The organism is Leclercia sp. LSNIH1 (assembly GCF_002902985.1).
Lineage (GTDB): Bacteria > Pseudomonadota > Gammaproteobacteria > Enterobacterales > Enterobacteriaceae > Enterobacter.
Map to the genome: position 1 here is coordinate 2,363,805 of NZ_CP026167.1, position 23,906 is coordinate 2,387,710.

Sequence of the window (23,906 nt, forward strand, 5' to 3'; positions counted from 1 at the left end):
TACGGTCTTCCTGGCCGGGTAAGCGCAGCGCCACCCGGCCAGTCCCGCCACTACTTCGCCATCTGTTGTTCGTTTTTGGCCCGCAACTTCTTCGCCCGGCTCTCCAGCACCAGATAACAGACCGTCGCCAGCCCCAGAGGCAGGAAATAGTAGAGCATACGATAGGCCAGCAGGGCGGCGATGATGGTACCGTGAGAGACATGTTCCCCCGCTAACAGGGCGATAAACACCGCTTCCAGCACCCCAATCCCGGCCGGGATATGGACAATCACCCCGGCGATACTGCTCACCAGCAGCACGCCCAGCACAAAGAAGTAGTTGATATCTTCACCCATCAGCAGCCAGATAATGGCCCCCATCGCCATCCAGTTGGCGGCGGAAATGCCCATCTGCGCCAGCGCAAAGCGCCAGGAGGGGAGCACAAGCTTTTGCTTTTTGATGGTTACATGGCGCCGCTTAGCGAACGCGCAGGCCCACAGATAGAACCCAATCACCAGCAGCAGCACGATGCCAATAATGCGCAGCGTCGACTGATCGATATACCAGTGAGCGGGCAACTGCACTACGCCCGCGGTGAAGATTACCCCGCCCAGCAGAACGTAACCCAGCCAGTTGGTGGTAATACTCAGGGAGAAGATGCGGGTGATGGTGCTGCTGGGCAGTCCCAGGCGGGAGTAAAGCCGGTAGCGCATGCCGATGCCGCCCACCCAGGTGCTCAGGGTCAGGTTAAAGGCGTAGCAGATAAACGACACCAGCATGACCTGGCGCTTGGCCAGCTTATGCCCGCAGTAGACTCGTCCCAGCAGGTCGTAACAGCCATACAGCAGGAAGCTCAGTATCACCAGCGCCACGGCGCCCATCAGCGACACACGGTCGTAGTCGCGGATGACCTTCCACACCTCACCCCAGTCGACCTTTTTGGCGTAAATGACCAGCAGCACTGCAACGGCTATAAAAAATACCCAGGTGAGGATCTTTTTTGCCAGACGCCAGCGCGAATGTTTTTTGCTCATCAGGGTTTTACCCCCGTGTTGCTCGCCTCAACGCGATCCTGAGTCTCCATCTCGGGTTGTACCGGCGGGGGGACCTGCGCCAGTTTAGGCGTATGCGCAGGCAACCAGCCGACCAGCGCCGGGAAATGGCGCAGGAAGTGGAACACCACCACGCTTTTGCCCAGATTCCACCAGGTGCGTTTCGGCACCATCGACTCATCCACCCGGACGCAATCCTCGGCGATGATGGCGGTGAGATTGTCACGCAGGGTCTGGTTAAACTCGCGATCGTGAATAATCAGGTTGGCCTCCAGATTCAGCGACAGGCTAAGGGGATCGAGGTTGCTGGAGCCGACAGTTACCCAGTGATCGTCCATCAGCGCGACCTTACCGTGCAGCGGACGGCGGCGGTATTCGTAAATCTCGACGCCGCCTTTTACCAGATAGTTGTAGAGCAGGCGGGCGCCCACGGTCACAATGGGCATATCCGGCTCGCCCTGCACAATCAGCTTAACCCGCACGCCGCGCCGGGCTGCGTTACGCATGGCGTGCAGCAGGCGATACCCCGGGAAGAAGTAGGCGTTGGCGATAATCACCTCCCGACGGGCGTTGGTCAGCATCTTCAGATAGTGCCGCTCAATATCGTCCCGGTGCTCTTCATTATCGCGCCAGACAAACAGCGCCTGCGCTTCGCCCGGTTTGGTATTCTCTTCGGCGCGATGACGCCGCTTCCACCAGCGACGCACTGCGGCTTTGCCGGGGAGGTTTTCCACGACAAACTGCAAAATATCCTGTACCACCGGGCCTTCGACCTGAACGGCATAATCCTGTTTGGCTTCAGGACCGTAGTCCGACATATGTTCCGCGGAATAGTTAATCCCGCCCACAAAGGCCACCTGATCGTCCACCACCACAATTTTACGGTGCATGCGGCGGAAGACGTTGGTACGCATACCCAGCAGAGGCGGGCGTGGATCGTAGTAGCGGAATACCACCCCTGCTGAGGTGAGTTCCCCCACGAATTCATCGCTGAGGTCGGGGGAGCCGTAGCCGTCCAGCAGCACTTCGATATGCACCCCGCGCTGGGCCGCCCGCAGGATCACCGAATGCAGTTTTCGCCCCACGTTGTCTTCAAACCAGATAAAGGTTTCAAGCAGTACCCGGCTTTGCGCTTTCTCGATGGCGGCAAATACCGCCGGGTAATATTGATCGCCATTTTCCAGCAGCTTTATCCGGTTGCCGCTTTGCCATGAACATTTCATAGATGAATCTCCGCACTTAACGGCGCATGGTCGGAAAGGTGACGCCAGTTGCTCAGGGCCAGCGCGGTAGGGCTGCTGGCGTGAGCGTTTTTGACATAGATCCTGTCCAGACGCAGCAGCGGGAATCTCACCGGGAAGGTACGGGCGGGCCTGCCGTGGGCGAGGGTGAAGATCTCTTCTAACCCGGCCCCCGTTTTCAGCGGATGGTTGGCGCGCTGGCGCCAGTCGTTAAAATCTCCGGCGACCACCACCGGTTCGCCTTCCGGCAGGCCGTTGACCCACTCGGTCATCATCTGCAGCTGGGCCTGGCGGTGCGCTTCGCGCAGGCCAAGGTGGACCGAGGCCACATGCAGCGATCTGCTCAGCTCCGGGATCGCGACACGGCAGTAAAGCAGCCCACGTTTTTCACTCTCGCCCACCGAGACATCGTGATTTTCATAGTGTTCGATAGGGTAGCGGGAGAGAATGGCATTGCCGTGATGCCCCTCGGGATAGACGGCATTACGCCCGTAAGCGTAGTCGCTCCACATGGTGTCGGCGAGAAATTCGTAGTGGCTGGTATCGGGCCAGTTTTCCACATGCAAAGGATGAACTTCATGCGCGCCCATCACCTCCTGCAGGCAGACGATATCCGCGCTGACGGTTCGTACAGCGTCACGCAGTTCGGGCAGAATGAAACGGCGGTTAAAAGCCGCGAATCCTTTATGAATATTGATTGTTAACACTTTAAGCGAAAAATGCCGGGTTTGTTGGGCCATACACTCCTTCCCGCGTCACTATCCTGATGAAAATAAAGTGTAGTCGTCGTCACAAAAAGGTGCTGTGTTACGGAATTTTCCGTAAAGTGCGATAGTCTGAACAGGCAGAGTAAAATCCTTCAGGAGAGTGCCATGAAGTGGCAACAACGCATACGCGTCGCAACCGGCCTGAGTTGCTGGCAGATTATGTTGCATTTATTGGTGGTGGCCGTGCTGGTGATGGCCTGGATGAGCGGTTCCCTGGTGCGGGTCGGCTTAGGATTATGCGTGCTGTACGGCGTGACTGTCCTGTTGATGCTCTTTTTACAGCGTCATCATGAAGCGCGCTGGCGCGAAGTGGCGGATGTGCTCGAAGAGCTCACCACCACCTGGTATTTTGGCGCGGCACTGATTGTGCTGTGGCTGTTGTCCCGCGTGCTGCAAAACAACTTTTTGCTGGCTGTCGCAGGGCTGGCTATCCTTGCTGGGCCCGCGATCGTTTCCCTGTTAACCAAAGACAAAAAGCTACGCGATATTCCGCCTGAACATCGCGTACGCCACTGAACCCGTCACGGCCGCTATCACCAGTAGCGGCCACAAACTCCCCCAGACAATATCCAGACTCGCATCCTTGAGATAGATCTGCTTGGTGATATCGGTGAAGTGCCGGATCGGATTCACCCAGGTTAAGTTCTGCAGCCAGACCGGCATGTTCTCCACCGGCGAGACGTAGCCCGAGAGCAAAATGGCGGGCATCATAAAGACGAACACCCCGATAAACGCCTGCTGCTGGGTCGAGCAGAGCGCCGAGATCAGCAGACCAAACCCCACCAGCGACAGCCCGTAAATCACCATTGTGAAGTAAAAGAGCAGAAGCGATCCGGCAAACGGGATGTGATAGGCCCAGATGCCAATTGCCAGCACAATACTGGCCTGGAAAGTGGCGACAATCAGCGCCGGGACCGCCTTACCGACAAAGATTTGCCAGGTCGCCAGCGGGGAGACCACCAGCTGATCGAAGGTGCCCTGTTCGCGCTCCCGGGCCACCGACAGGGAGGTGACGATCATCACCCCAATGGTGGTGATCATGGCGATCAGAGACGGCACCACAAACCATTTGTAGTCGAGGTTCGGGTTATACCAGTTGCGCACCACCAGCTCGCTGTTGTTCGGTTTCGGTTTGCCCGCCATCAGCTCCTGCTGGTAATCCTTCACCACCTGTTGCAGGTAGTTGGCGGCGATTTGCGCGCTGTTGGAGTTACGCCCGTCGAGGATGAGCTGCATAGGGGCAGTTTGCAGGGTGTCGAGGTTACGGGAAAAATCGGCCGGGAAGCGCACCAGCAGCAGCGCCTTTTGCGTGTCGATGGTGGGCTGGATCTCCTGTGGGCTCTTCAGGATCAGCACATGGGTAAAGGCTTTGGCGCGGGCGAAACGCTGGGTCAGCTCCACCGAATGTTTGCCGTTATCTTCGTTATAGACAGCGATCGTGGCGTTGGTCACCTCCAGGGTGGCCGCCCAGGGGAAGAGCAGCACCTGGATCAGCACCGGCAGAATCAATATCGCCCGGGTCTGCGGCTCGCGCAGCAGGGATTGCAGCTCTTTGCGAATCAATGTCCATAAACGGTAAAACATAGTGTCGTCCTCTCGTCGGGTGGCGCTATCGCTTACCCGACCTACAAAATCAACGGGCCTTGTAGGCCCGGTAAGGTAGCGCCACCGGGCACAATCGATGCACGACGGCTAATCCAGGCGCCGTTTGGTTTTCATCCATGTCAGGCCGATAAACATTACCGCCGAGGCAATCAAAAACAGCAGGTTCACCATCAGCACCACCGGAATATTGCCCGCCAGGAACAGGCTTTGCAGGGTGCTGACGAAATAACGCGCCGGGATGATATAGGTCACCGCGCGGATCACCGCCGGCATACTGTCGATCTGGAAAATAAACCCGGACAGCATTATCGACGGCAAAAACGCGGCATTCAGCGCCACCTGGGCGGCATTAAACTGGTTGCGGGTGATGGTGGAGATAAGCAGCCCCATCCCCAGCGTGCTGAGCAGGAAAAGGCTGGTGATGGCGAACAGCACCAGCAGCGAGCCGCGATAGGGCACGCCGAGAATAAATACGGATACCAGCATGCAGAGCAGCATCGCCAGCATTCCGAGGAAATAGTAGGGGATCAGCTTGCACAGCAGCAGTTCCGTGCGCGTCACTTCGGTGGAGAGCAGCGCCTCCATGGTGCCGCGCTCCCACTCGCGGGCAATCACCAGCGAGGTCAGAATGGCGCCGATCACCGTCATGATAATGGTTACCGCACCGGGAATAATAAAGTGCTGGCTGATGGCCGCCGGGTTAAACCAGTAGCGGGTCTGGACGTCAATCAGCGGCTCAAACGTCTCGCCGCGATCGTCCGCCCGCTGCATCTGCCACAGCTGCCAGATCCCCTCTGAGTAGCCCTGCACGAAGTTGGCGGTATTGGGCTCGCTGCCGTCGGTGATCACCTGGATCGGAGCGGTATCGTTCGGGCGCGCCATGCGGGCGGCAAAATCCCCCGGGATCACAATCATCCCGCGAATGCGTCCGGCCTGCATCATCTGGGTGAGCTTATGGCGATCGTCACTCATGGTGGCGTCGATGTAGGGCGAGCCGGTGAGGGTATGGGTGAAGTCCAGCGCCTCTTCGCTGTGCTGCTCCAGCAGGATCCCCACCCGCAGCTTGCTGGAGTCGAGGTTTATGCCGTAGCCGAAGATAAAGAGCAGCAGCAGGGGGATCACCACCGCAATCAGCCAGCTGCTCGGGTCACGCACAATCTGCCGCGTCTCTTTGATGCACAGGACGCGGACCCGACGCCAGGAGAGGGCTTTGTCAGACATGGCCATGCTCCTTATCCCAGTCGTTAATGAGCGTGATAAACGCCTGTTCCATGGTGGGATCGGGCTGCTGCGCATCCGCCACCTGGGCTTTCAGATCGTCGGGTGTGCCGTGGGCAATCAGCTTGCCGCGATAGACCAGCCCAATCCGGTCGCAATACTCCGCCTCGTCCATAAAGTGGGTGGTCACCATCACCGTAACCCCCTTTTCCACCATGCTGTTGATATGCAGCCAGAACTCCCGGCGGGTGAGGGGATCGACCCCGGAGGTGGGTTCATCAAGAAACAGAATGTCCGGCTCGTGCATCAGCGAGCAGGCCAGCGCCAGCCGCTGCTTGAACCCGAGCGGCAGCGCGTCGGTGGCCTGGCCGGCGACCTGGCGCAGGCCAAACGCTTCGCTCATGCGGGCGATTTTTTCATTCTGCACCCGCCCGCGCAGGCCGTAGACGCCAGAGAAAAAGCGCAGGTTTTGCTCAACCGTCAGGTTGCCGTAGAGCGAGAACTTTTGCGCCATATAGCCCAGATGCTGGCGCGCTTTGCCGGAGCTGACCTTCAGATCCATATCCAGCACCAGCGCTTTGCCGGCGGTGGGCACCAGCAGGCCGCACATCATTTTAAAGGTGGTGGATTTACCCGCGCCGTTAGGGCCCAGCAGGCCGAAGATTTCGCCGCGTTTTACCGTAAAGTTCACATTGTCGGTAGCGGCAAAATCACCAAATTTTTTGGTCAGGGATTTGGCCTCGATCACCGTCTCGCCGGGGGTGCCCTCCACGGTATGCAGGATCGCCCCCAGCGGCGATTCGGCGGTGCCTGCGCCGCCGAGCAGATCGATAAAGGCATCTTCAAACCGCGGCGCAGTCTCATCAATCGCCAGATCCGGCAGATCCGCGTTTCGGCGCAGATCGTCGGCGCGGGCCTCTTTTTTGAGGATCACCCGCACCGATTTCCCCTGGATCATGCCGTCGCTCACCTGGGGCAGCTTCAGCACCCGTTGCAGCAGGCGGCGGTTGTTCTCGTGGGGAGAGTGCAGCAGCACGCTGCGCCCGGTCATGCTCCGGGTCAGGGCTGTGGGATCGCCCTGATAGAGCAGTTCACCTTCGTTCATTAGCAGCACGTCCCGGCACTGTTCCGCTTCGTCGAGATACGAGGTGCTCCAGAGGATCAACATCCCGTCGCCTGCCAGCTCATGCACCATCTGCCACAGCTCGCGACGGGAGATGGGATCCACGCCGACGCCGGGTTCGTCCAGCAGCAGCACCTTCGGTTGCCCCACCAGCGTACAGGCCAGCCCCAGCTTCTGCTTCATGCCGCCGGAGAGCTTGCCCGCCAGCCGGTCGGTGAAGGGGCCGAGCGACGTAAACTCAAGCAGGCGCTGAAAGGTTTTCTCCCGGGTTTCGCCGGTGACGCTGCGCAGGTCGGCATACAGGGTCAGGTTCTCCATCACCGTCAGATCTTCATACAGTCCGAACTTCTGCGGCATATAGCCCAGCATCGCATGCAGGGCGCGATCGTCGCGAACCGGGTCCAGCCCCAGCACGCTGGCGCTGCCTTCGTCGGGCTTCAGCAGGCCGGCAAGCATCCGCATCAGGGTCGTTTTGCCCGCGCCGTCCGGGCCGACCAGCCCGGTGACGTAGCCTTTATGCACCGTGCAGTCGAGCGGCGCGACGGCGGGTTTGTCCATCCCGGCAAAGCGTTTGACCAGGCCGGTAAGCTGGATCACCGCATCACTCATGGGCTTGCCCATTGTCGAAGCTGACGGTCACCGGCATTCCCTGGCGTAGGGCATCGTCGGCATCGTTCACGATAATGCGCAGGCGATAGACCAGATCGGTACGCAGGTCCGGGGTTTCGACGGTTTTCGGCGTAAATTCCGCGGTCGGGGAGACAAAGCCGATTTTCCCGTGGTACGGCTTGTCGGGGCGACTGTCGGTATAGAGCAGCACTTCGCGCCCCGGTTTCGCCTCGCCGAGACTGGCTTCATTGACGTAAGCCCGCACCCATACCGGACGCGTCAGGGAGAGGGTCAGTACCGTACTGCCCGCGTTCAGCATACTGCCGGGCTCCATGGCGCGTGTCAGCAGGGTACCGTTGGCCGGGGCCACCAGGGTAGTGTCGTGCAGATCCAGCTGCGCTTGCGCCAGCTGAGCCTGGGCCTGTTCGAGGCTGGCTTTTGCCTGGGCGATATCCTGCTCGCGGTTGCCGGAGCGGTACTGGCGCAACTTATCCTGGGAGGATTTCAGCGTCGCCAGAGCCTGATCCCGCGAGGAGCGGGCGTTCTCCAGATCGTTGGCCGACACGGTGCGGCTTTTCCACAATCCCTGCTGACGGACAAAGAAGTTCTGCGCGTAGTCATAGGCGGCCTGCGCCTGTTTAACGGCGGCGGCGGCCTGCGCCACCTCTTCGTCACGGTAGCCCGCCTGCATTAAGTCGTATTGCGCCTGTGCCACGGCAACCCCCGCCTGGGCCTGCAACAGCGCATTCTGGTAGGGCGCCTGGTCCAGCGTACCCAGCGTCTGACCAGCGGTAATGGCATCACCTTCATCCACGCTCAGGGAGGCGAGCCGTCCGCCGACGCGAAAGCTCATGTTCACGGTGCGGATATCGACGTTACCGTACAGGGTCAGCGTTTTATCCTGCTGGCTCTGATACCACAGCCAGCCGCCGATACCGGCTGCCAGCACAACCACCACAGCCACAATAATGGCGACAGGTTTTTTCATGACTCCAGGCTCCTTTGCGTTAAGCCCTGCAGGATCAAATCGACATGACAGGTGATGACCTGACTGATTTGCAGCGCTTTATCCTCATCAAATTCGGTCCAGCCGGTGCGTAACAGAATGGTTTCACGCCCCAGGCGAAAGGCGAGCACTTCCCCCAGCAGGGCATGGGTATGCAAAATGGTCTGCGTATCAAGAGGGTCACGCCCGGTATAGGCCGCCACCAGCCGGGTCAGGTGGGAGTGCATCGGGGCGATAACCTGATCGTGGACCAGCTGGTAAGCGGCAGAGGGCGAGAGTTGCTCGCGTGAAATAAACTTACTCAGGTTCAGCGTATCGTCATGGGTCAGCAGCTGAATCATGTTGTTGCAGGCGGTTAAGATCAGGCCACGAATGGCCGCGCGATCCGGCGACGGCTCGGCAAGCAGCGTGGTGGCTTCCTCCACGTGGGGGCGAAACTGGGTGCCAATGAAGTCGGCGATCCACTGGGCGCAGGCGAGGTAGAGATCCTCTTTCGAGCCAAAATAGTAGGTGATGGCGGCGATATTCTGCCCCGCCTGCGCGGCGATATCGCGGGTGGTGGCATGCAGCCCATATTCGCCAAACTGCGCCAGCGCGGCGGCGATTAACTGGCTTTTCGCCTGCTCACCTTTGGTGGTGGTCGGGATCGGATTCATAGCGGCACACAAAATTAATCAATCGATTGATTAAGAGTATGACTGTTTTTTGAGCTTGTCCACTTTTGTCGGCACGTTTTGCGCCGGGCGGCACGGCGTTGCCCGGCACAGGTAATAACGCGGAGTTATGAGTTTGCAGGATAATTTATGCGCCAAGTCACAAAAGCTGCTACACTCCGCTGCTTCGCGACACCGTGGTTTTTGTCCTTTCATTTGTTATATCTCCCTGAAAACTACACCTGAAAATGGTCGGGGCGGTTCGGAGTTGTTATGTCTTTTGATACCCTTGGCCTGAACCCGGAAATTCTGCGCGCTGTAGCGGAGCAGGGTTACCGCGAACCGACCCCTATCCAGCAGCAGGCCATTCCCGCTGTACTGGCAGGCCGCGATCTGATGGCCAGCGCCCAGACCGGGACCGGTAAAACCGCCGGCTTTACCCTGCCGCTGCTGCAACGCCTCATCTCAAGCGAACCGCACGCCAAAGGCCGTCGCCCGGTACGCGCCCTGATCCTGACCCCAACCCGTGAACTGGCCGCCCAGGTGGGTGAGAACGTGCGTGAGTACAGCCGCTATCTCAACATCCGCTCGCTGGTGGTGTTTGGCGGGGTGAGCATCAACCCGCAGATGATGAAACTGCGCGGCGGCGTGGACGTGCTGATCGCCACGCCGGGCCGCCTGCTCGACCTGGAACACCAGAACGCCGTTAAGCTCGACAGCGTGGAGATTCTGGTGCTCGACGAAGCCGACCGCATGCTGGACATGGGCTTTATCCACGATATTCGTCGCGTGCTGGCAAAATTGCCGGCCCGCCGTCAGAACCTGCTCTTTTCTGCCACCTTCTCCGACGAGATCAAAGGCCTGGCGGAAAAGCTGCTGCACAATCCGCTGGAAGTGGAAGTGGCGCGTCGCAACACCGCCTCCGAACAGGTGACCCAGCATGTTCACTTTGTTGATAAAAAGCGCAAGCGCGAACTGCTCTCCCAGATGATTGGTGAAGGCAACTGGCAGCAGGTGCTGGTCTTTACCCGTACCAAGCACGGGGCGAACCACCTGGCGGAACAGCTGAACAAAGACGGCATCCGCAGCGCGGCCATCCACGGTAATAAGAGCCAGGGGGCACGTACCCGCGCGCTGGCCGATTTCAAATCGGGTGATATCCGCGTACTGGTGGCAACCGACATCGCCGCCCGCGGTCTGGATATTGAAGAGCTGCCGCACGTGGTGAACTACGAGCTGCCGAACGTCCCGGAAGATTATGTCCACCGTATCGGCCGTACCGGTCGCGCGGCGGCAACGGGCGAAGCGCTGTCGCTGGTCTGTGTTGATGAGCACAAGCTGCTGCGCGACATTGAACGCCTGCTGAAAAAAGAGATCCCGCGTATCGCCCTCGAGGGCTATGACGTTGATCCGTCCATCAAGGCCGAGCCGATCCAGAACGGGCGTCAGGGCGGGCGTGGTCAGGGCGGTGGACGCGGGCAGGGCGGCGGTGGACGTGGTCAGCAGCAGCCGCGCCGTAGCGAAGGCGGCGCGCCGAAAGCGGCAAATAAACCGCCGCGTCGCGATGGCGAGGGCAAACCGGCGGGTGAAGGCCAGCGTCGACGCCGTCCGCGCAAGCCGTCAGCAGCGCAGTAATCTGGAAGCCCGGTCGTAAAGCCGGGCTTTTCTTTTGCGGCCCGCTTGAGAAAGTGCCACAATAGTGGCTGTTTATACAGTACTTCAGGTTCATCATGGCTTTAACCGCCGCGCTGAAAGCGCAAATTGCCGCCTGGTATAAGGCGCTACAACAGCAGATCCCCGACTTCATTCCCCGCGCACCGCAACGGCAGATGATTGCCGATGTGGCAAAAACGCTGGCCGGTGACGAGGGCCGACATCTGGCAATTGAAGCCCCGACTGGCGTCGGTAAAACCCTCTCTTACCTGATCCCCGGCATCGCTATCGCCCGGGAAGAACAAAAGACGCTGGTGGTCAGTACCGCCAACGTCGCCCTGCAGGATCAGATCTACAGCAAAGACCTGCCGCTGCTGCGCAAAATTATTCCCGAGCTGCGCTTCACCGCCGCCTTTGGTCGCGGGCGCTATGTCTGCCCGCGCAACTTAACCGCCCTTGCCAGCACCGAGCCCACCCAGCAGGATCTGCTGGCCTTTCTGGATGACGAGCTGACCCCCAACAATAAAGCTGAGCAGGAGCAGTGCGCCCGGCTTAAGGCCGATCTCGATAGCTATAAATGGGATGGCCTGCGGGATCACACCGATCAGGCGCTCAGTGACGAACTCTGGCGCAGGCTCAGTACCGATAAGGCCAGCTGTCTGAACCGCAACTGCCACTACTATCGCGAATGCCCGTTCTTTGTTGCCCGCCGCGAAATTCAGGAGGCTGAAGTGGTGGTCGCCAACCATGCGCTGGTAATGGCGGCGATGGAGAGCGAAGCGGTGCTGCCGGATCCGAAAAACCTGCTGCTGGTGCTGGATGAAGGCCATCACCTGCCGGACGTCGCCCGCGACGCGCTGGAGATGAGCGCCGAGATAACTGCCCCCTGGTTCCGCCTGCAGCTCGATCTGTTCTGCAAGCTGGTGGCGACCTGCATGGATCAGTTCCGGCCGAAAACCATTCCGCCGCTGGCGATCCCGGAGCGCCTCAGCGAGCACTGCGAAACGATCTATAGCCATATCGCCTCGCTGAATAACATGCTCAATCTCTATCTGCCACCCGGCCAGGAAGCAGAGCACCGCTTTGAGATGGGCACGCTGCCGGAGGAGATCATGGATCTTTGCCGCGAGCTGGCGCAGCTTATTGAAAAACTGCGTGGGCTGGCGGAGCTGTTTTTAAACGATCTCAGTGAAAAAACCGGCACCCATGACGTGGTGCGTGTCCACCGGGTGCTGCTACAGATGAACCGTGCCCTGGGTATGTTCGAGGGGCAGAGCAAGCTGTGGCGGCTGGCGTCGATGGCCCAGGCCTCCGGCGCGCCGGTCACCAAGTGGGCGACGCGGGAGGTCCGTGAGGGGCAGGTGCATCTCTTCTTCCACTGCGCGGGTATTCGCGTCAGCGATCAGCTGGAAAAGCTGCTCTGGCGCAGCGTCCCGCATGTGGTGGTGACCTCCGCCACGCTGCGCTCGCTGAACAGTTTCTCCCGCCTGCAGGAGATGAGCGGTCTGAAGGAGAAGGCGGGCGATCGCTTTGTGGCCCTCGACTCGCCGTTCAACCACTGCGAGCAGGGCAAGCTGGTGATCCCGCGCATGCAGTATGAGCCGCTGATCGACAACGAAGAGCAGCACCTGGCCGAAATGGCGGCCTACTTTCGCGAACAGCTGGAAAGCAAAAAGTATCCCGGCATGCTGGTGCTGTTCGCCAGCGCCCGGGCAATGAACCTCTTTTTAACCTTTGTCACCGACCTGCGCCTGTTGCTGTTGGTTCAGGGGGATCAGCCCCGCTACCGGCTGGTAGAGCTGCACCGTAAACGTATCGAGGCCGGAGAGCGCAGCGTGCTGGTGGGGCTCCAGTCCTTTGCCGAAGGGCTGGATCTGAAGGGCGACTACCTGACCCAGGTGCATATCCATAAGATTGCCTTCCCGCCTATCGACAGCCCGGTGGTGCTCACCGAAGGCGAGTGGCTGAAAAGCCTGAACCGCTTCCCGTTTGAGGTGCAGAGTCTGCCTGCGGCGTCGTTCAACCTGATCCAGCAGGTCGGGCGCCTGATCCGCAGCCACAGCTGCTGGGGCGAAGTGGTGATCTACGATAAGCGGCTGTTGACCAAAAACTACGGCAAGCGGTTGCTGAATGCCCTGCCGGTCTTTCCCATCGAACAGCCTGAGGTTCCCAAAGTAAAAAAACGCCCGGCTAAGCTTGCCGCCGGGCGCAGGAAAAGCATCCGTGCTAAGGGGCGTGGTCCTACTGGTAAGTGAAGGTAAACAGCACCGTGCTTGAAAACTCCCCCGCGTGGACCGGAACGTACGAGGCGTAATAGCGTGCCGCCATCGGGAAATCGGCGCTGTGGGTGATCGGGTCAATTACCGCATTGAAGCGCGCTTCTGGCGCCAGAATGATCGAGTCGGTGCGGTCGCCCAGTTCCAGCGCCAGCCCTTTCGCCGTACCGGTGTTGGCGAACTTGAACGGATGAAGCCTGTCGCGCTGCCCCTCCAGGTTGATCGTCGCCAGGGTGAGGCTTTGCGGGCAATGCGAAATGGTGATATCAAAATTTTTCCACACGCCGACATCCCCCGGCGCTTTAAAATCACTGGCCACCGCCTGGCCGAGATTGACCACTTTATTCTGGCTGGTGCTGTCCACCTCGCAGGCCGTATCGTAAATATTGCCTTTGATGCTGAGGAGCACGTCGGTGGCTGAGGCGGGCAGGCTGGCCAGCAGCACGAGCAGGGCTACATATTTCATCGGGATCTCACTGATATTCAATGTCGATGGTGGCAATGGTATTGGCTCTTCCGGCAGTCGCCTGAACGCCAGTCTGGTAATACTGCACCCTGAAGGGCAGGTCGAACGGCTGGTTGGGAACGGTCTGGTCGCCAAAGGGGATAGGGTAGTTGTAGCGTAGCGCCACGCCGCCAACCATCATTCGCACCCCGATGCCCGTGGCGCTGTCGCTGCCCGGTGTCAGGTTCAGCACGTCATTGCCGTCACCGAGCGAGGTGCTGCCGTTGGCGCTGGTAACCCGGGCGGTCATGGTCACCGCGTCGGTACAGGTTGCCGTCAGGTTAAAGCTTTGCCAGCCGCTGGTGCTGCCGATGTGGGTAAAGAGAGTGACCGGAAAATTCCCCAGCATAATGACCAGGCTTCTCGGATCTACGGAGCAGGTGGTGGCCTTCAGCGCCAGGCTGCCGCCGTAGCGCACGGCGTTCAGTTGACCCAGCTGTTGATCGGGGTAGATACCCAGGGACCAGATGCCGTTACGCACCGTCGTTGACGTCTGCTCTTTGGTGGTGCTTGCCGTTTTGATCAGCTGCATCCTCAGCGATACGTTGAAGCTGCCGGAGCCGTCACTGCTGACGTACCCCAGGGGCGTGCTTCGGCTGTCACAGTGGGCGTTACGGCCCCGGACCGGCTGGCCGGCGCTGTTCAGCAGTTCAATACCAATCCCCTCGATACCGCTGCGCCAGACGCCCGGCATCCCCGGAATTTCATCGCCTTCGCCCAGATGGCAGGCGGTGATTGGCTTACCGCTGTCGGCAGCGTCACAGTGGCCTTTTACCGTGTGCGTGCGGGCGGAGCCCGGGATAGCATTGCCCACCCCCAGCGTGGCGGGCACCGTCAGCGCACCCGGCGTGGTTGTCCAGGGCAGATCTGCGGTAGAGCATGCTGCTTTAGCCTGCGGCATAAACAGAAACAGGGCGGCAAACAGGGCCAGTACAGAGCCGTAACGGAAGGGTTTCATCTTTTCCTCGATGCTGTCACGAGCACTGCGCGGTGACGCTAATCACCGGGTCAGCGGATCGGGACGGCAGTTGATAGTGGGCGGAGCAGTGCGCGCCTGCGCCTTTGCCCCAGCTGACGTTGACACTGCCCCGGGCGTGCATCCCGGTCAGGTAGACCTGGCCGCCATCACCAACGATAAATTCGCCGCTCTCATGGGCCGGCGCCGCCGTGGCACCAAAGGGCACCGGGCGTCCATCGGCGCGGGTGAGGGTCAGCAGCACCCGGCTGCCGACGCGGGTATTGAAGTGGGTACGCACCACCGCCCCACGGGTTGGGGTAATAATTTGGGCCGCCTGGCCGACGTCGGCGCCTGCAGGCAGGCTCTCGGTATCCAGTGACACGGTATTGTGATGGTACGGCGTGACGTAAGGCACAATGGCATAGCCACGATAGTCGGTTTTAACCCCGGTCTGGTTTTCGATCCCGGTGCCGTTGGCCCCCGGCGCCTCTACCAATGCCACCGTGTCCCCCATCGGCTGGCCGAGGGTGATGCCGTGGGCATGAGCAATCATGCTCCCCTGTACGCCGAGGTTGAGCTGGCGCTGCTGGTTATCCTGAGAATAGCCTGCCGTCATCTCGCCGTAGGTGGCTTTGTAATCGCTGTTCAGGTTGGTGCTATAGCCGGAAGTGTGGCTGTGGCCCTGCTGAATCCCCCAGCTGAGGTTATCCCCCGCCAGCGCGGTGCCGTTCAGGCCGACGCTCTGACTGGTGTCATGCTTGCTGTTGTTAAAGGTGTAATTGACCCAGGTATTGCTCAGCCAGCGATCCAGCGGAACGGAGACGTTAAAGCCGAAGGTCTGCTCGTTCTCCCGCCGATCGTCGTTATCCTCTTCATCCTGGACGTTTTTGCTCAGGCCATAGTTGATACCGTAGCTGATGCCGTGCCAGCTGCCGTTATAGCCGATGCTCAACGAGGTCATACTCTGGTCGCTGTGCCAGTAATTCTCTTTGACCAGGCTTAACGTCATCGAGCCCAGGGAGCCGCCCAGGGATTGATCGATAGTGGCTTCCTGGCGGTTGCGGCGGCGATCCGCCGGGCTCCAGTCGTCGTCGTGGGTATGGGAGTTAAGGACGTCTGCCATGGTGTCAAACCCGGCGCTGTTGTAGCGATACCCGGCCACCGTAAAGTGGGTGCCGGTGGTCGCGAAGTCTTTGCTATAGCGCACTCGCCAGGCGCGGCCACGGGAGGTTTTTTGCCCCTGCATCTGCGATTTTGCCGCGGTCATATCCACCGAAAACGCTCCCCAGTCACCGATGTTTTTACCGGTGCCGAGCGCCAGGGCATCGTAATACTGACTGGTCTGGATACCGCCGTAGGCGGTGATATCGTACGGCAGGCCGTAGATCCCGGTGCCCTGCAGGAACGGCGTCTTCTCCACGCTGTGGTCATAGCTGCGGTAGCGCCCGCCAGTCAGGCTGTACTTGAAGCGGCCTTCACGCTGTAAAACCGGCACCGAGGCGTAAGGCACCACAAAATGCTGCTCGCTGCCATCGGTCTCTTTGACGGTAACGTTCAGATCGCCGCTGCCGCCGGTAGGGTAGAGATCGTTAATTTCAAACGCGCCGGGGGCGACGTAGTTCTGATAGATCACGTAGCCGTTCTGGCGCACCACCACCTGGGCGTTACTGTGCGCCACGCCGCGATTGCGCGGGGCGAAGCCCTTCAGGCTGTCCGGCAGCATGTCATCGTCGGAGGCAATCTGCGCCCCGGTGAACGACAGGCTGTCAAACACGTCGGAGGGGGTAGAGCTTTCTCCAAGGGTGACGACGCTGCCCAGCGACAGGATATTGCGCTGGGCATAGCTGTAGACCGGGGAGAAGTTGTGCTGCGTGGTACGATCGTCCCGGGTGCGGCTCCAGGTGGAGTAGTTGCGTAGACGCCATGCGCCGAGGTTCAGTCCCGGCCGCAGGTTGAGATATTCATTACGCTGGTGGCTGCCCTCTTCACCCCGGCTGCGGCTATCCCCGGCGGAGTAGCTGTAGTTCAGCAGGAAAGCGTTGATCCCGTTGTCCATCTCATCCGGCGCCACATAACCGTGAGGCACGGGAACAATGGCCGCCTGGGGGATGCTCAGCAGCAACTGCTGCTGCCCGGGGCGGAAAGTGGCGCTGGCGGCCGGTAACCCAGAGAGATCGACACAGCCGTCATCCTTGGTGACGCTGAATTTATCGCTCTGGATACCCAGGCTCTTGAGGGTTTCTGGCGAGAGGCAGGGTTGCAGGGTGGCCGGACCGCTGGCTGGCTGTTGCAGGCCAAAGGCGATCTTTCTGTTAGCCACTTTATTATTATTCACATAGACATCCACCTGATAGCTCCCCGGCGCGATGCCCGGGCCCTTCTCATACAGCGAGAGGTCGGTTTTGCCCTGGCCGGGCGTGTCGATATCCAGCAGTGCCGGGTTGAAATAATCCTCCGCCAGCACCTGCTGTACCCCCACGCTCAGCACCGCGCAGCCCAGGGCAATCAGCAGGGTGCGTACGGGATTACGGGGGGCTGTGGTGGAGTAGTCCCAGGGCATGGCGGCGTCGGGCTTATTGCAGTGGTGCAGACAGGGCGTGGCTCACCGCGCCATAATCGTTGATAATTTTCCAGGAAACCGTGTTGCCGGTGAAGCCGCCCGGCACGGCAAAGTGCGCGTCGCTGTCGGGAGCCACCCAGGTGACATTGCTGACTTTTTTGCCGCCTACGGTGATGGACTGGAAGTTCATGTAAAACGGTGTCGGGTTGCTCACCACCAGGTTATTCCCCTGTTTATGCCAGCGTAATTTATCTGCCACCTCATCCGGCTTGCCGCTCACTCCGCTCGGACGGTAGATCAGTTTGATCCGCGTTTTAATGGCGATCTGCAGGGTATTGCTGCTCTCGTTCTGGGAGGTAGAGGGGATAGATTTAATATTCAGCCAGTAGAGCGATTCGCGATCGGCTGGCAGATTGCCCCCGGTGCGCACGACGCGCAGGACGTTGTCCTGTCTGCCATCGAGGCGAAACAGCGGCGGGGTGATAAGAAACGGCGCTTTATCCCGCCCGGCATCAACGTTCTCTACCCAGGACTGCACCAGGTAGTCGAGGTTATCCGGGTTGGAAATCCCTAACGACGCTTCTTTTTTATCTCCCTGATAAATTAAACGGGTCCCTTCGATAATCACCCCGGCGTGAGCGGCGGTGGTCATGACTAACAGGGAGGCGATGAAAATAGATTTACGCATGGTGGGACTCTGAATAAAGCTGACTGCGCCTGGCCGCAGGGGCCAGGCGTAACAGGATTAGTTGTACATTACGGTAAAGGTGGAGACGGCATTCGCCGGACCGGCGGTGATGGTGCTGCCGGTCTGGATATAGCGCGCGCCAAATACCAGATCGTTGGTAGTGGTGCCAGACTGCAGGGTATAGCTGGTCGAGGCGGTATAGAGGCTCAGCGGATTTTCGGTTTTATCCAGCAGCTGAATACCCACGCCGGTTGCCGCACCGGTGCCTGGGGTGACGGCCAGCACGTTGGCGTTGGTGCCGTCAGCGGAGCCACCAAAGGTGATGGCCGCGCTGGTGATGGTTTCCGGGCAGTCTTTCAGTTGAATATCAAATCGGATGGTGCCGGTGGTGGAACCAGAACCGGTGAAGGCCGTTTGTGACACTTTGCCAAGGGACACATCCAGCGGGCTGCTGACGCCATTGACCACCTGGCAGGCGGAATCAATGATCTCACCCGTAAAATTAATTTGCCCCTCGCCGCTGGTTGCAGCCCAGGCAGAGACAGAACAACATAATGCAGTGGCAATAAAGGTGCCGGAGACAATTTTACGCATAATAATTCCTGAGTGAATTCCGGTGTTTATAACATCCGTTGTGATTAGTTTTTGGAAAAAAGCGGGGCGACTTTTTATCGGGGGCTAATTTACGTAATTTATTGCAAATTAATAAACATTGGCCTGGTCAATAGTAATTTCATTAGCGGTTGCAATATAATTTTTACTGTAAATACAACGTGTTAATTTTGATTTTACCCGATAGCGATAAGAGAAATGTCTGTTCGATGGCCCCTTATCAACGCTATAGTGTTAATAAGATGTCACAAGGAGAACGATCGTGGATTATCGCAAAATTATTAAAGAGGTCGGTCGAGGGAAAAATCATGCCCGCGACCTGGATCAGGAGACCGCCCGGGCCCTCTATACCGCGATGCTGAACGGTGAGGTGCCGGACCTGGAGATGGGCGGCATTTTGATTGCGCTGCGCATTAAGGGTGAGGGCGAAGGCGAAATGCGGGGCTTCTATGAGGCGATGCAGGCACAAACCCTGCGCCTGACGCCCCCGGTCGCAAAGCCGATGCCGGTGGTGATCCCAAGTTATAACGGGGCGCGTAAGCAAGCCAACCTGACCCCGTTGCTGGCGATCCTGCTGCATAAGCTGGGTTTCCCGGTGGTGGTGCACGGCGTGAGTGAAGATCCGACCCGCGTGCTGACGGAAACCATTTTCACCCTGCTGGGCATTGAGCCGACCCGTCACGGCGGCCAGGCGCAGGCGAAGCTGGATGGGCATCATCCGGTCTATATCCCGGTGAGTACTCTCTGTCCGCCGCTGGAAAAACAGCTGGCGATGCGCTGGCGTATGGGGGTGCGTAACAGCGCCCATACCCTGGCGAAGCTGGCGACGCCGTTTGCAGAAGATGCCGCGCTCCGCCTTTCCAGCGTGTCGCACCCGGAATATGTCACCCGCGTGGCGACATTTTTTGCCGATATCGGTGGCAGAGGGCTTCTGATGCACGGGACGGAAGGCGAAGTCTATGCCAACCCGCAGCGCTGTCCGCAGCTAACGCTGATTGATGCGGCGGGCACCCGGGTGGTGCTGGAGCGCGGCGAAGAGAACAGCGACGTTGTTCTGCCGCAAGCGAAGGATGCTGAAACCACGGCTCGCTGGATTGAGGGCTGCCTCGCCGGGCGCGAAGCGGTGCCGCACTCCCTGAAGCTGCAGATGGCCTGTTGCCTGCTGGCGAGCGGCCAGGTGGAGACGGTGGAGGCCGGTCTGGCGCGGGTTAACCAGAGTTTTTAACTAAAAAAAGGCCCGTCCAGCGATGGACGGGCCAAAAAAATAACAACAGGGTCAATGAGGGTTGGAACATCTCGCCAGCGAACCGGCGAGCAGAGCAGAGATAAGGGTCAGGTTATTTGTAGATAACCGCGGTGCCGCTCAGCTTGTTGTTGGTATTAGCGGAGGTAATGGTATAACCGGTCGCGCCCGCGGCTTCAGCTTTCGCCGCCAGGCGTGCTTCCAGGCCATCCAGCGTGGTCGCGCCTTCTGCACTGACCACACCGATTTTATTCATGCTGTTTGCCTGGGCAGCGGTCACAGATTCCGCAGCGAAAGCTCCGAAAGAGAGAGTGGTCAGGGCAACAGCAGCGACAGCATATTTGATGGTTTTCATGGTCAGTATCTCGCAGGTTATTCTGTTAAGGGGACGTTGTTCCGTCGATGTGATAAGTATCACGTTTTTTTGCGAGAGATAAAATCGAAGAGAATTGACGCCATCCTTCGAAAAATTTGAATGACAAATAAGTTATTGAATATTAATAAATTCAGTGAATGGATTTACGTTTCTTGCCGTTGCGCTTTACAGACGGGACGGAGAGGGCACATTTTGCCAAACCAGGGGCTAAAATTCGTGCACAAAAAAGTAATCGCTTGCGTGGCCTCATAGCCAGCATAGCAGTCAGCGTAACTGGCTGTCTTTCGATCCTCTGCGATTATATCCTGCAGGTGATGCATTATGTGAATCTTTCTCCTGCTGACAGGCGATGCAAAGCCGCACGCCAGGCACCGCCTTGCGCCGCGCTTCGGGGATCGGCTCTTCACACTCTTCGCAGAATTTCAGGCTCTCGCCTCGCGGAATTTCGCCCCGCGCCCGCGCCACTGCATCTTCAATGGTACTGTTGATCTGTTCGTTAACGGCATCATCATTCGCCCAACCGGAAGCCATAGACCCCTCCTGACAGGTTATTGCGCTGTTCCGTAACTATGGGGCCAAAAAACGTACAATCAAGGCGAACGGCTAGATTTCAGACCATTCACGCAGCAGGTTGTGATAGAGATTCAGCAGGGAGAGCACTTCGTCGCTTTCGCCGTGACGGGCACGAAGGGTCTGGATGTTGCGATCCAGCTCGAACAGCATGCTGCGCTTTTTATCGTCGCGGATCATCGACTGGATCCACATAAAGGAGGCTACCCGCACACCGCGGGTGACCGGCGTGACGCAGTGCAGGCTGCTGGAGGGATAGAGTACCAGATCGCCCGCCGGGAGCTTGACGCTGTGCTGGCCGTAGGTGTCGTTCACCACCAGCTCGCCGCCCTCGTAGCTGTCGGGGTCGCTTAAAAAGAGGGTGGCGGAGAGATCGGTCCGCATCCAGCCGCTTTGCGGATGGCTTCGCACGGCGCCGTCAACGTGAAAACCGTAGGTCTCCTGCTGCTGGTAGCGGTTAAACAGCGGGCTTGAGATCTGGCGCGGCAGAGCGGCGGCAAAAAAGAGCGGGTGCTGATTCACCGCCTGCAATACCGCGGCCTGTAGCGTGGCATACAGCGGGCTTTGGGTGTCTACCTGCTGGTTGTTTTTAACCTGCGCCCCCTGGTTGCCTACCGTGGCGCGCCCGTCAATCCACGGGGCCTGCTCCAGTTGGGCGCAAAAGTGCGCTACCTCATCGGCGTTCAGCACGCCCGGAATGTGATACATCATAATAATTCTCCGAAGCGTGGGGCTAAAGCCCCACGCGGATCAGACGTGCACTGAAACATGGGGAGCGAAGCTCCCCAGAGGATCAGAAGTGCATGTTCGCCGTTAACATAAAGGTGCGCGGCTCGCCCGGATGGTAACGGTAGCCGCTCTTGTTGATGGAGGCGACATAGTCTTCATCAAACAGGTTGTAGACGTTGAGCTGCATGTCGAGGTTGCGGTTGACGCGATAGCCCAGTTTGGCATCCGCCACCCAGTACCCTTCGGTGAACGACGGCGTACCCACCGCGCCGTCAGCGCCGCGGTGCATGCTGCCAATATAGCGGGCGCCTGCGCCAACGGAGAGATCGTCCGTGGCCTGGTACTGGCTCCACAGGGTAAAGGCATGTTCCGGGGTATAGGGCAGAGATGAGGTGCCATCCTGCGCCACGTCATTGCCGGTGCGCACGCTGGCGCGCTGCTGGGTATAGCCGCCGATCACCTGCCAGGCCGGGGTGATGTTACCGGCTGCCGACAGCTCATAGCCTTCGACGCGTTTTTTACCATACTGGGAGTAAGTGCCGTCGTCGTTCTGCTCGACTTCGTTTTCGATGTCGGTGCGGAAGACTGCCGCGGTCAGGAGCAGACGCTTATCGAGCACTTGCCATTTGGTGCCCAGCTCGCTGGTTTTGGCCTTCTGCGGCTTAAAGTCGGTGCGGTTGGCGCTGCTGCCGCTTCCGCCCTGGGCCAGCGCGAAGTTATTGCCGCCTGGCGGCTGCTGGGAGATGGCGTAGTTCACATAGACGTTGCCGTATTCGTTCAGGTGATAAAGCGCTCCGGCCTTCCAGTTGACCAGGTTACCGGAGGTAGCGGTATCGATCGTCGTGACCGGGGAACCTTTCGGCGTGCCGGCCGGGCAGGCCACAGCTCCACGCCCCGTGCCGCCGCAAATGCTGGCGCTGTCATAGTCGGTATGGTAGGTATCGAGACGAATCCCGCCGTTCAGCTCGAAATCACGGGTGACCTGCAACGTATCGAAGGCGTACAGACCGAAGGTATCGGTCCGGCCATTGGCATTAGCGCCATTGTTATTCAGACCGCCAATATCGACGTTGCTGTTCGGATGATAGATATTGACCGGCGGCGGGGTGATGGCATCCACGCCGTAGTTGGTCTGGGTTTCACGGGTGAACTCCACTCCGGTACTGATATCGTGGCCGACGCTGCCGGTATAGAATTTAGTGGTCAGGTTGGTCTGGTTGGTCAGGATCTTATTGCTGACATCTTTGGTGTTGGCGAGGCGCGACCAGGTCCAGGTGTCCACATTATTACGGTCAGGCTGGGTGATGTTGCTGGCGCCACCCATTACGGCGGTCATCAGATAATCCTGCTTCACCCGCGACCAGCGCGTGGTGTTGCGCAGGGTGGTGTTGTCGTTAAAGTCGTGCTCAAAGCGCATCGTGGCGGTGTCAGACGTAGAATCGTCATAATCGGAATCGGTGCCGTAGAAGTTGCTGGTGTTCACCTTGCCGGAGTGATTCAGCGCCGCGGTGCCCGCTGAGGGGGCAGAGTAGCCCGGCAACCCGATAGTCGGGATCCCGCCGTCCGGAGTGTTGTGCTGGGTGACATGCAGGTAGTTCAGGTAGAGGCGGTTTTCCGTTCCCAGCCCCAGGGCGAGGGAAGGGGCCACGCCGTAGCGCTCGTTTTTAACGTTATCGCGCCCTTCATCGTGAGTTTTTTCACCCATCAGGTTCAGACGAAACGCCGAGGTATCGCCCATCACCTGGTTAATATCGAGGGTTCCACGGCGCATATAGGCGCTGCCAATGCTGGCAGAGGCATCAATACCGGAATCCAGACGCGGCTGTTTGCTGATCATATTGATCGAGCCGCTCGGGGCGCTGCGTCCGTAATCGCTGCCGGACGGCCCTTTGATCACTTCCACCTGTTCGGTGTTGAAGGTGTCACGGGTGGTGGTGCTGATGTCGCGAATACCGTCAACGTAGATGCTGTTCGAGGTATCCACGCCGCGCATGTAGACCGCGTCGCCGGTGGTGGAGTTGCCGTTTTCACCGGCGAAAAAGGCGCCAACACCCGGAACGTTTTTCAACGCGTCGGTCAGATTGGTGGTGCCCTGATCCTTCAGCACCTGCTCGGAGATCACCGTCATGGTACGGGTGGTGTCTGCCACCGGGCGACTGAATTTGGCGTCGGCAGATTTCTGCGGGGCATAGAGCGAAGGCTGGGCGGCCTCCACCACCAGGGTATCGTCAGGTTTGTTATCCGTGCTGTCTGCGGCAAGCGCTGTCGCCACCGGGGAAAGGCCGATACACAGACCCGCAAAAAAGGTCAGCGAGTTAAAGCTGTTCGGAACGTTGCGATTTTTATCCATATTGTTTAGCGACTTATAATTTTTAGTATTGAGTTTTCATTACGTTGTCAGGCAGGTCTGCGCCTTATCCTGTGCCACGCTATATCCGTAATGAGCCTACAAATGATAATTATTGTGATAAACATTATCATTT

At 59.0% G+C, this 23,906-nt stretch carries 21 protein-coding genes; 4 read left to right on the plus strand and 17 right to left on the minus strand.

Annotated features, from left to right (window positions below):
• Window positions 1-50: 50 nt before the first annotated feature.
• Genes C2U54_RS11700 through C2U54_RS11710 form a run of 3 tightly spaced genes read right to left on the minus strand, consistent with a single transcriptional unit; the run spans window position 51 to window position 3,012 of the window.
• Window positions 51-1,013, minus strand: coding sequence for a lysylphosphatidylglycerol synthase domain-containing protein (locus C2U54_RS11700; RefSeq protein WP_103178770.1), 963 nt, complete (start codon window positions 1,011-1,013; stop codon window positions 51-53).
• A complete protein-coding gene (gene clsB, locus C2U54_RS11705) occupies window positions 1,013-2,254 on the minus strand; it encodes a cardiolipin synthase ClsB (protein ID WP_103178771.1) in 1,242 nt (413 codons plus the stop codon). Before clsB ends, C2U54_RS11700 begins: the two co-directional genes overlap by 1 nt.
• Entirely contained in the window at window positions 2,251-3,012 is a 762-nt protein-coding gene (locus tag C2U54_RS11710; RefSeq protein WP_103178772.1) for an endonuclease/exonuclease/phosphatase family protein, read from the minus strand. Before C2U54_RS11710 ends, clsB begins: the two co-directional genes overlap by 4 nt.
• A 132-nt stretch (window positions 3,013-3,144) precedes the next feature.
• Here C2U54_RS11710 and C2U54_RS11715 point away from each other — a divergent pair, with 132 nt between their 5' ends.
• A complete protein-coding gene (locus tag C2U54_RS11715; RefSeq protein ID WP_103178773.1) occupies window positions 3,145-3,555 on the plus strand; it encodes a YbhQ family protein in 411 nt (136 codons plus the stop codon).
• Here C2U54_RS11715 and C2U54_RS11720 read toward each other — a convergent pair.
• From C2U54_RS11720 to cecR, 5 genes are all read right to left on the minus strand, one after another.
• Window positions 3,517-4,623: an ABC transporter permease gene (locus C2U54_RS11720; protein ID WP_103178774.1), complete on the minus strand. Its 1,107-nt coding sequence runs from the start codon at window positions 4,621-4,623 to the stop codon at window positions 3,517-3,519. The two genes, C2U54_RS11715 and C2U54_RS11720, sit on opposite strands and share 39 nt — an antisense overlap.
• A gap of 108 nt (window positions 4,624-4,731) precedes the next feature.
• Window positions 4,732-5,865, minus strand: coding sequence for an ABC transporter permease (locus tag C2U54_RS11725; protein ID WP_103178775.1), 1,134 nt, complete (start codon window positions 5,863-5,865; stop codon window positions 4,732-4,734).
• Entirely contained in the window at window positions 5,858-7,594 is a 1,737-nt protein-coding gene (locus C2U54_RS11730) for an ATP-binding cassette domain-containing protein (protein WP_103181051.1), read from the minus strand. Before C2U54_RS11730 ends, C2U54_RS11725 begins: the two co-directional genes overlap by 8 nt.
• Complete coding sequence (gene hlyD, locus C2U54_RS11735) at window positions 7,587-8,582, minus strand: secretion protein HlyD (protein ID WP_103178776.1); 996 nt, start codon at window positions 8,580-8,582, stop codon at window positions 7,587-7,589. The genes C2U54_RS11730 and hlyD overlap by 8 nt, the downstream gene beginning before the upstream one ends.
• A complete protein-coding gene (gene cecR / locus C2U54_RS11740) occupies window positions 8,579-9,256 on the minus strand; it encodes a transcriptional regulator CecR (protein WP_103178777.1) in 678 nt (225 codons plus the stop codon). Before cecR ends, hlyD begins: the two co-directional genes overlap by 4 nt.
• A gap of 270 nt (window positions 9,257-9,526) precedes the next feature.
• Between cecR and rhlE the strand changes: the two genes are divergently transcribed.
• Both rhlE and dinG read left to right on the plus strand, forming a co-directional pair.
• On the plus strand, window positions 9,527-10,888 hold the full coding sequence (rhlE, locus tag C2U54_RS11745; protein ID WP_103178778.1) for an ATP-dependent RNA helicase RhlE: 1,362 nt from the start codon (window positions 9,527-9,529) through the stop codon (window positions 10,886-10,888).
• Between the two features lie 95 nt (window positions 10,889-10,983).
• Window positions 10,984-13,161: an ATP-dependent DNA helicase DinG gene (gene dinG, locus C2U54_RS11750; protein ID WP_103178779.1), complete on the plus strand. Its 2,178-nt coding sequence runs from the start codon at window positions 10,984-10,986 to the stop codon at window positions 13,159-13,161.
• On the opposite strand, the gene C2U54_RS11755 is transcribed toward dinG, so the two are convergent.
• The 5 genes from C2U54_RS11755 to C2U54_RS11775 are packed head-to-tail and all read right to left on the minus strand — an operon-like array spanning window position 13,148 to window position 18,487.
• Window positions 13,148-13,648 (minus strand): fimbrial protein, encoded by a 501-nt coding sequence (locus C2U54_RS11755; protein WP_103181052.1) that lies wholly within the window; start codon window positions 13,646-13,648, stop codon window positions 13,148-13,150. The genes dinG and C2U54_RS11755 overlap by 14 nt on opposite strands.
• A 7-nt stretch (window positions 13,649-13,655) precedes the next feature.
• Window positions 13,656-14,645 (minus strand): fimbrial protein, encoded by a 990-nt coding sequence (locus C2U54_RS11760; protein ID WP_103178780.1) that lies wholly within the window; start codon window positions 14,643-14,645, stop codon window positions 13,656-13,658.
• Between the two features lie 16 nt (window positions 14,646-14,661).
• A complete protein-coding gene (locus tag C2U54_RS11765) occupies window positions 14,662-17,205 on the minus strand; it encodes a fimbria/pilus outer membrane usher protein (RefSeq protein ID WP_103178781.1) in 2,544 nt (847 codons plus the stop codon).
• A 13-nt stretch (window positions 17,206-17,218) separates the two neighbouring features.
• Window positions 17,219-17,893: a fimbrial biogenesis chaperone gene (locus C2U54_RS11770; protein WP_103178782.1), complete on the minus strand. Its 675-nt coding sequence runs from the start codon at window positions 17,891-17,893 to the stop codon at window positions 17,219-17,221.
• Between the two features lie 57 nt (window positions 17,894-17,950).
• Complete coding sequence (locus C2U54_RS11775) at window positions 17,951-18,487, minus strand: fimbrial protein (protein ID WP_103178783.1); 537 nt, start codon at window positions 18,485-18,487, stop codon at window positions 17,951-17,953.
• 280 nt (window positions 18,488-18,767) lie between these two features.
• On the opposite strand from C2U54_RS11775, the gene ybiB reads away from it, so the two are divergent.
• Entirely contained in the window at window positions 18,768-19,730 is a 963-nt protein-coding gene (gene ybiB, locus C2U54_RS11780) for a DNA-binding protein YbiB (protein ID WP_103178784.1), read from the plus strand.
• Window positions 19,731-19,842: 112 nt separating this feature from the next.
• Here ybiB and ybiJ read toward each other — a convergent pair whose 3' ends face one another.
• The 4 genes from ybiJ to C2U54_RS11800 all read right to left on the minus strand — a co-directional run bounded on the left by ybiJ (window position 19,843) and on the right by C2U54_RS11800 (window position 23,773).
• Window positions 19,843-20,103 (minus strand): DUF1471 family protein YbiJ, encoded by a 261-nt coding sequence (ybiJ, locus tag C2U54_RS11785; RefSeq protein WP_103178785.1) that lies wholly within the window; start codon window positions 20,101-20,103, stop codon window positions 19,843-19,845.
• A 285-nt stretch (window positions 20,104-20,388) separates the two neighbouring features.
• Window positions 20,389-20,655 carry a DksA/TraR family C4-type zinc finger protein gene (locus C2U54_RS11790; protein ID WP_103178786.1) on the minus strand — a complete coding sequence of 89 codons (267 nt, stop codon included), beginning with the start codon at window positions 20,653-20,655 and terminating at the stop codon, window positions 20,389-20,391.
• Between the two features lie 72 nt (window positions 20,656-20,727).
• Window positions 20,728-21,405, minus strand: a complete 678-nt coding sequence (ybiX, locus tag C2U54_RS11795; protein ID WP_103178787.1) for a PKHD-type hydroxylase YbiX — start codon at window positions 21,403-21,405, stop codon at window positions 20,728-20,730.
• An 82-nt stretch (window positions 21,406-21,487) separates the two neighbouring features.
• The gene (locus C2U54_RS11800; RefSeq protein WP_103178788.1) at window positions 21,488-23,773 is read right to left on the minus strand and encodes a catecholate siderophore receptor Fiu; all 2,286 of its coding nucleotides are present in this window, start codon (window positions 23,771-23,773) and stop codon (window positions 21,488-21,490) included.
• Window positions 23,774-23,906 lie beyond the last annotated feature (133 nt).

Excerpts from the sequence above, each read along its gene's own strand:
- C2U54_RS11700 (WP_103178770.1), bottom strand. The coding sequence starts at position 1,013 with ATGAGCAAAAAACATTCGCGCTGGCGTCTGGCAAAAAAGATCCTCACC.
- clsB (WP_103178771.1), bottom strand. The coding sequence starts at position 2,254 with ATGAAATGTTCATGGCAAAGCGGCAACCGGATAAAGCTGCTGGAAAAT.
- C2U54_RS11710 (WP_103178772.1), bottom strand. The coding sequence starts at position 3,012 with ATGGCCCAACAAACCCGGCATTTTTCGCTTAAAGTGTTAACAATCAAT.
- C2U54_RS11715 (WP_103178773.1), top strand. The coding sequence starts at position 3,145 with ATGAAGTGGCAACAACGCATACGCGTCGCAACCGGCCTGAGTTGCTGG.
- C2U54_RS11720 (WP_103178774.1), bottom strand. The coding sequence starts at position 4,623 with ATGTTTTACCGTTTATGGACATTGATTCGCAAAGAGCTGCAATCCCTG.
- C2U54_RS11725 (WP_103178775.1), bottom strand. The coding sequence starts at position 5,865 with ATGTCTGACAAAGCCCTCTCCTGGCGTCGGGTCCGCGTCCTGTGCATC.
- C2U54_RS11730 (WP_103181051.1), bottom strand. The coding sequence starts at position 7,594 with ATGAGTGATGCGGTGATCCAGCTTACCGGCCTGGTCAAACGCTTTGCC.
- hlyD (WP_103178776.1), bottom strand. The coding sequence starts at position 8,582 with ATGAAAAAACCTGTCGCCATTATTGTGGCTGTGGTGGTTGTGCTGGCA.
- cecR (WP_103178777.1), bottom strand. The coding sequence starts at position 9,256 with ATGAATCCGATCCCGACCACCACCAAAGGTGAGCAGGCGAAAAGCCAG.
- rhlE (WP_103178778.1), top strand. The coding sequence starts at position 9,527 with ATGTCTTTTGATACCCTTGGCCTGAACCCGGAAATTCTGCGCGCTGTA.
- dinG (WP_103178779.1), top strand. The coding sequence starts at position 10,984 with ATGGCTTTAACCGCCGCGCTGAAAGCGCAAATTGCCGCCTGGTATAAG.
- C2U54_RS11755 (WP_103181052.1), bottom strand. The coding sequence starts at position 13,648 with ATGAAATATGTAGCCCTGCTCGTGCTGCTGGCCAGCCTGCCCGCCTCA.
- C2U54_RS11760 (WP_103178780.1), bottom strand. The coding sequence starts at position 14,645 with ATGAAACCCTTCCGTTACGGCTCTGTACTGGCCCTGTTTGCCGCCCTG.
- C2U54_RS11765 (WP_103178781.1), bottom strand. The coding sequence starts at position 17,205 with ATGCCCTGGGACTACTCCACCACAGCCCCCCGTAATCCCGTACGCACC.
- C2U54_RS11770 (WP_103178782.1), bottom strand. The coding sequence starts at position 17,893 with ATGCGTAAATCTATTTTCATCGCCTCCCTGTTAGTCATGACCACCGCC.
- C2U54_RS11775 (WP_103178783.1), bottom strand. The coding sequence starts at position 18,487 with ATGCGTAAAATTGTCTCCGGCACCTTTATTGCCACTGCATTATGTTGT.
- ybiJ (WP_103178785.1), bottom strand. The coding sequence starts at position 20,103 with ATGAAAACCATCAAATATGCTGTCGCTGCTGTTGCCCTGACCACTCTC.
- C2U54_RS11790 (WP_103178786.1), bottom strand. The coding sequence starts at position 20,655 with ATGGCTTCCGGTTGGGCGAATGATGATGCCGTTAACGAACAGATCAAC.
- ybiX (WP_103178787.1), bottom strand. The coding sequence starts at position 21,405 with ATGATGTATCACATTCCGGGCGTGCTGAACGCCGATGAGGTAGCGCAC.
- C2U54_RS11800 (WP_103178788.1), bottom strand. The coding sequence starts at position 23,773 with ATGGATAAAAATCGCAACGTTCCGAACAGCTTTAACTCGCTGACCTTT.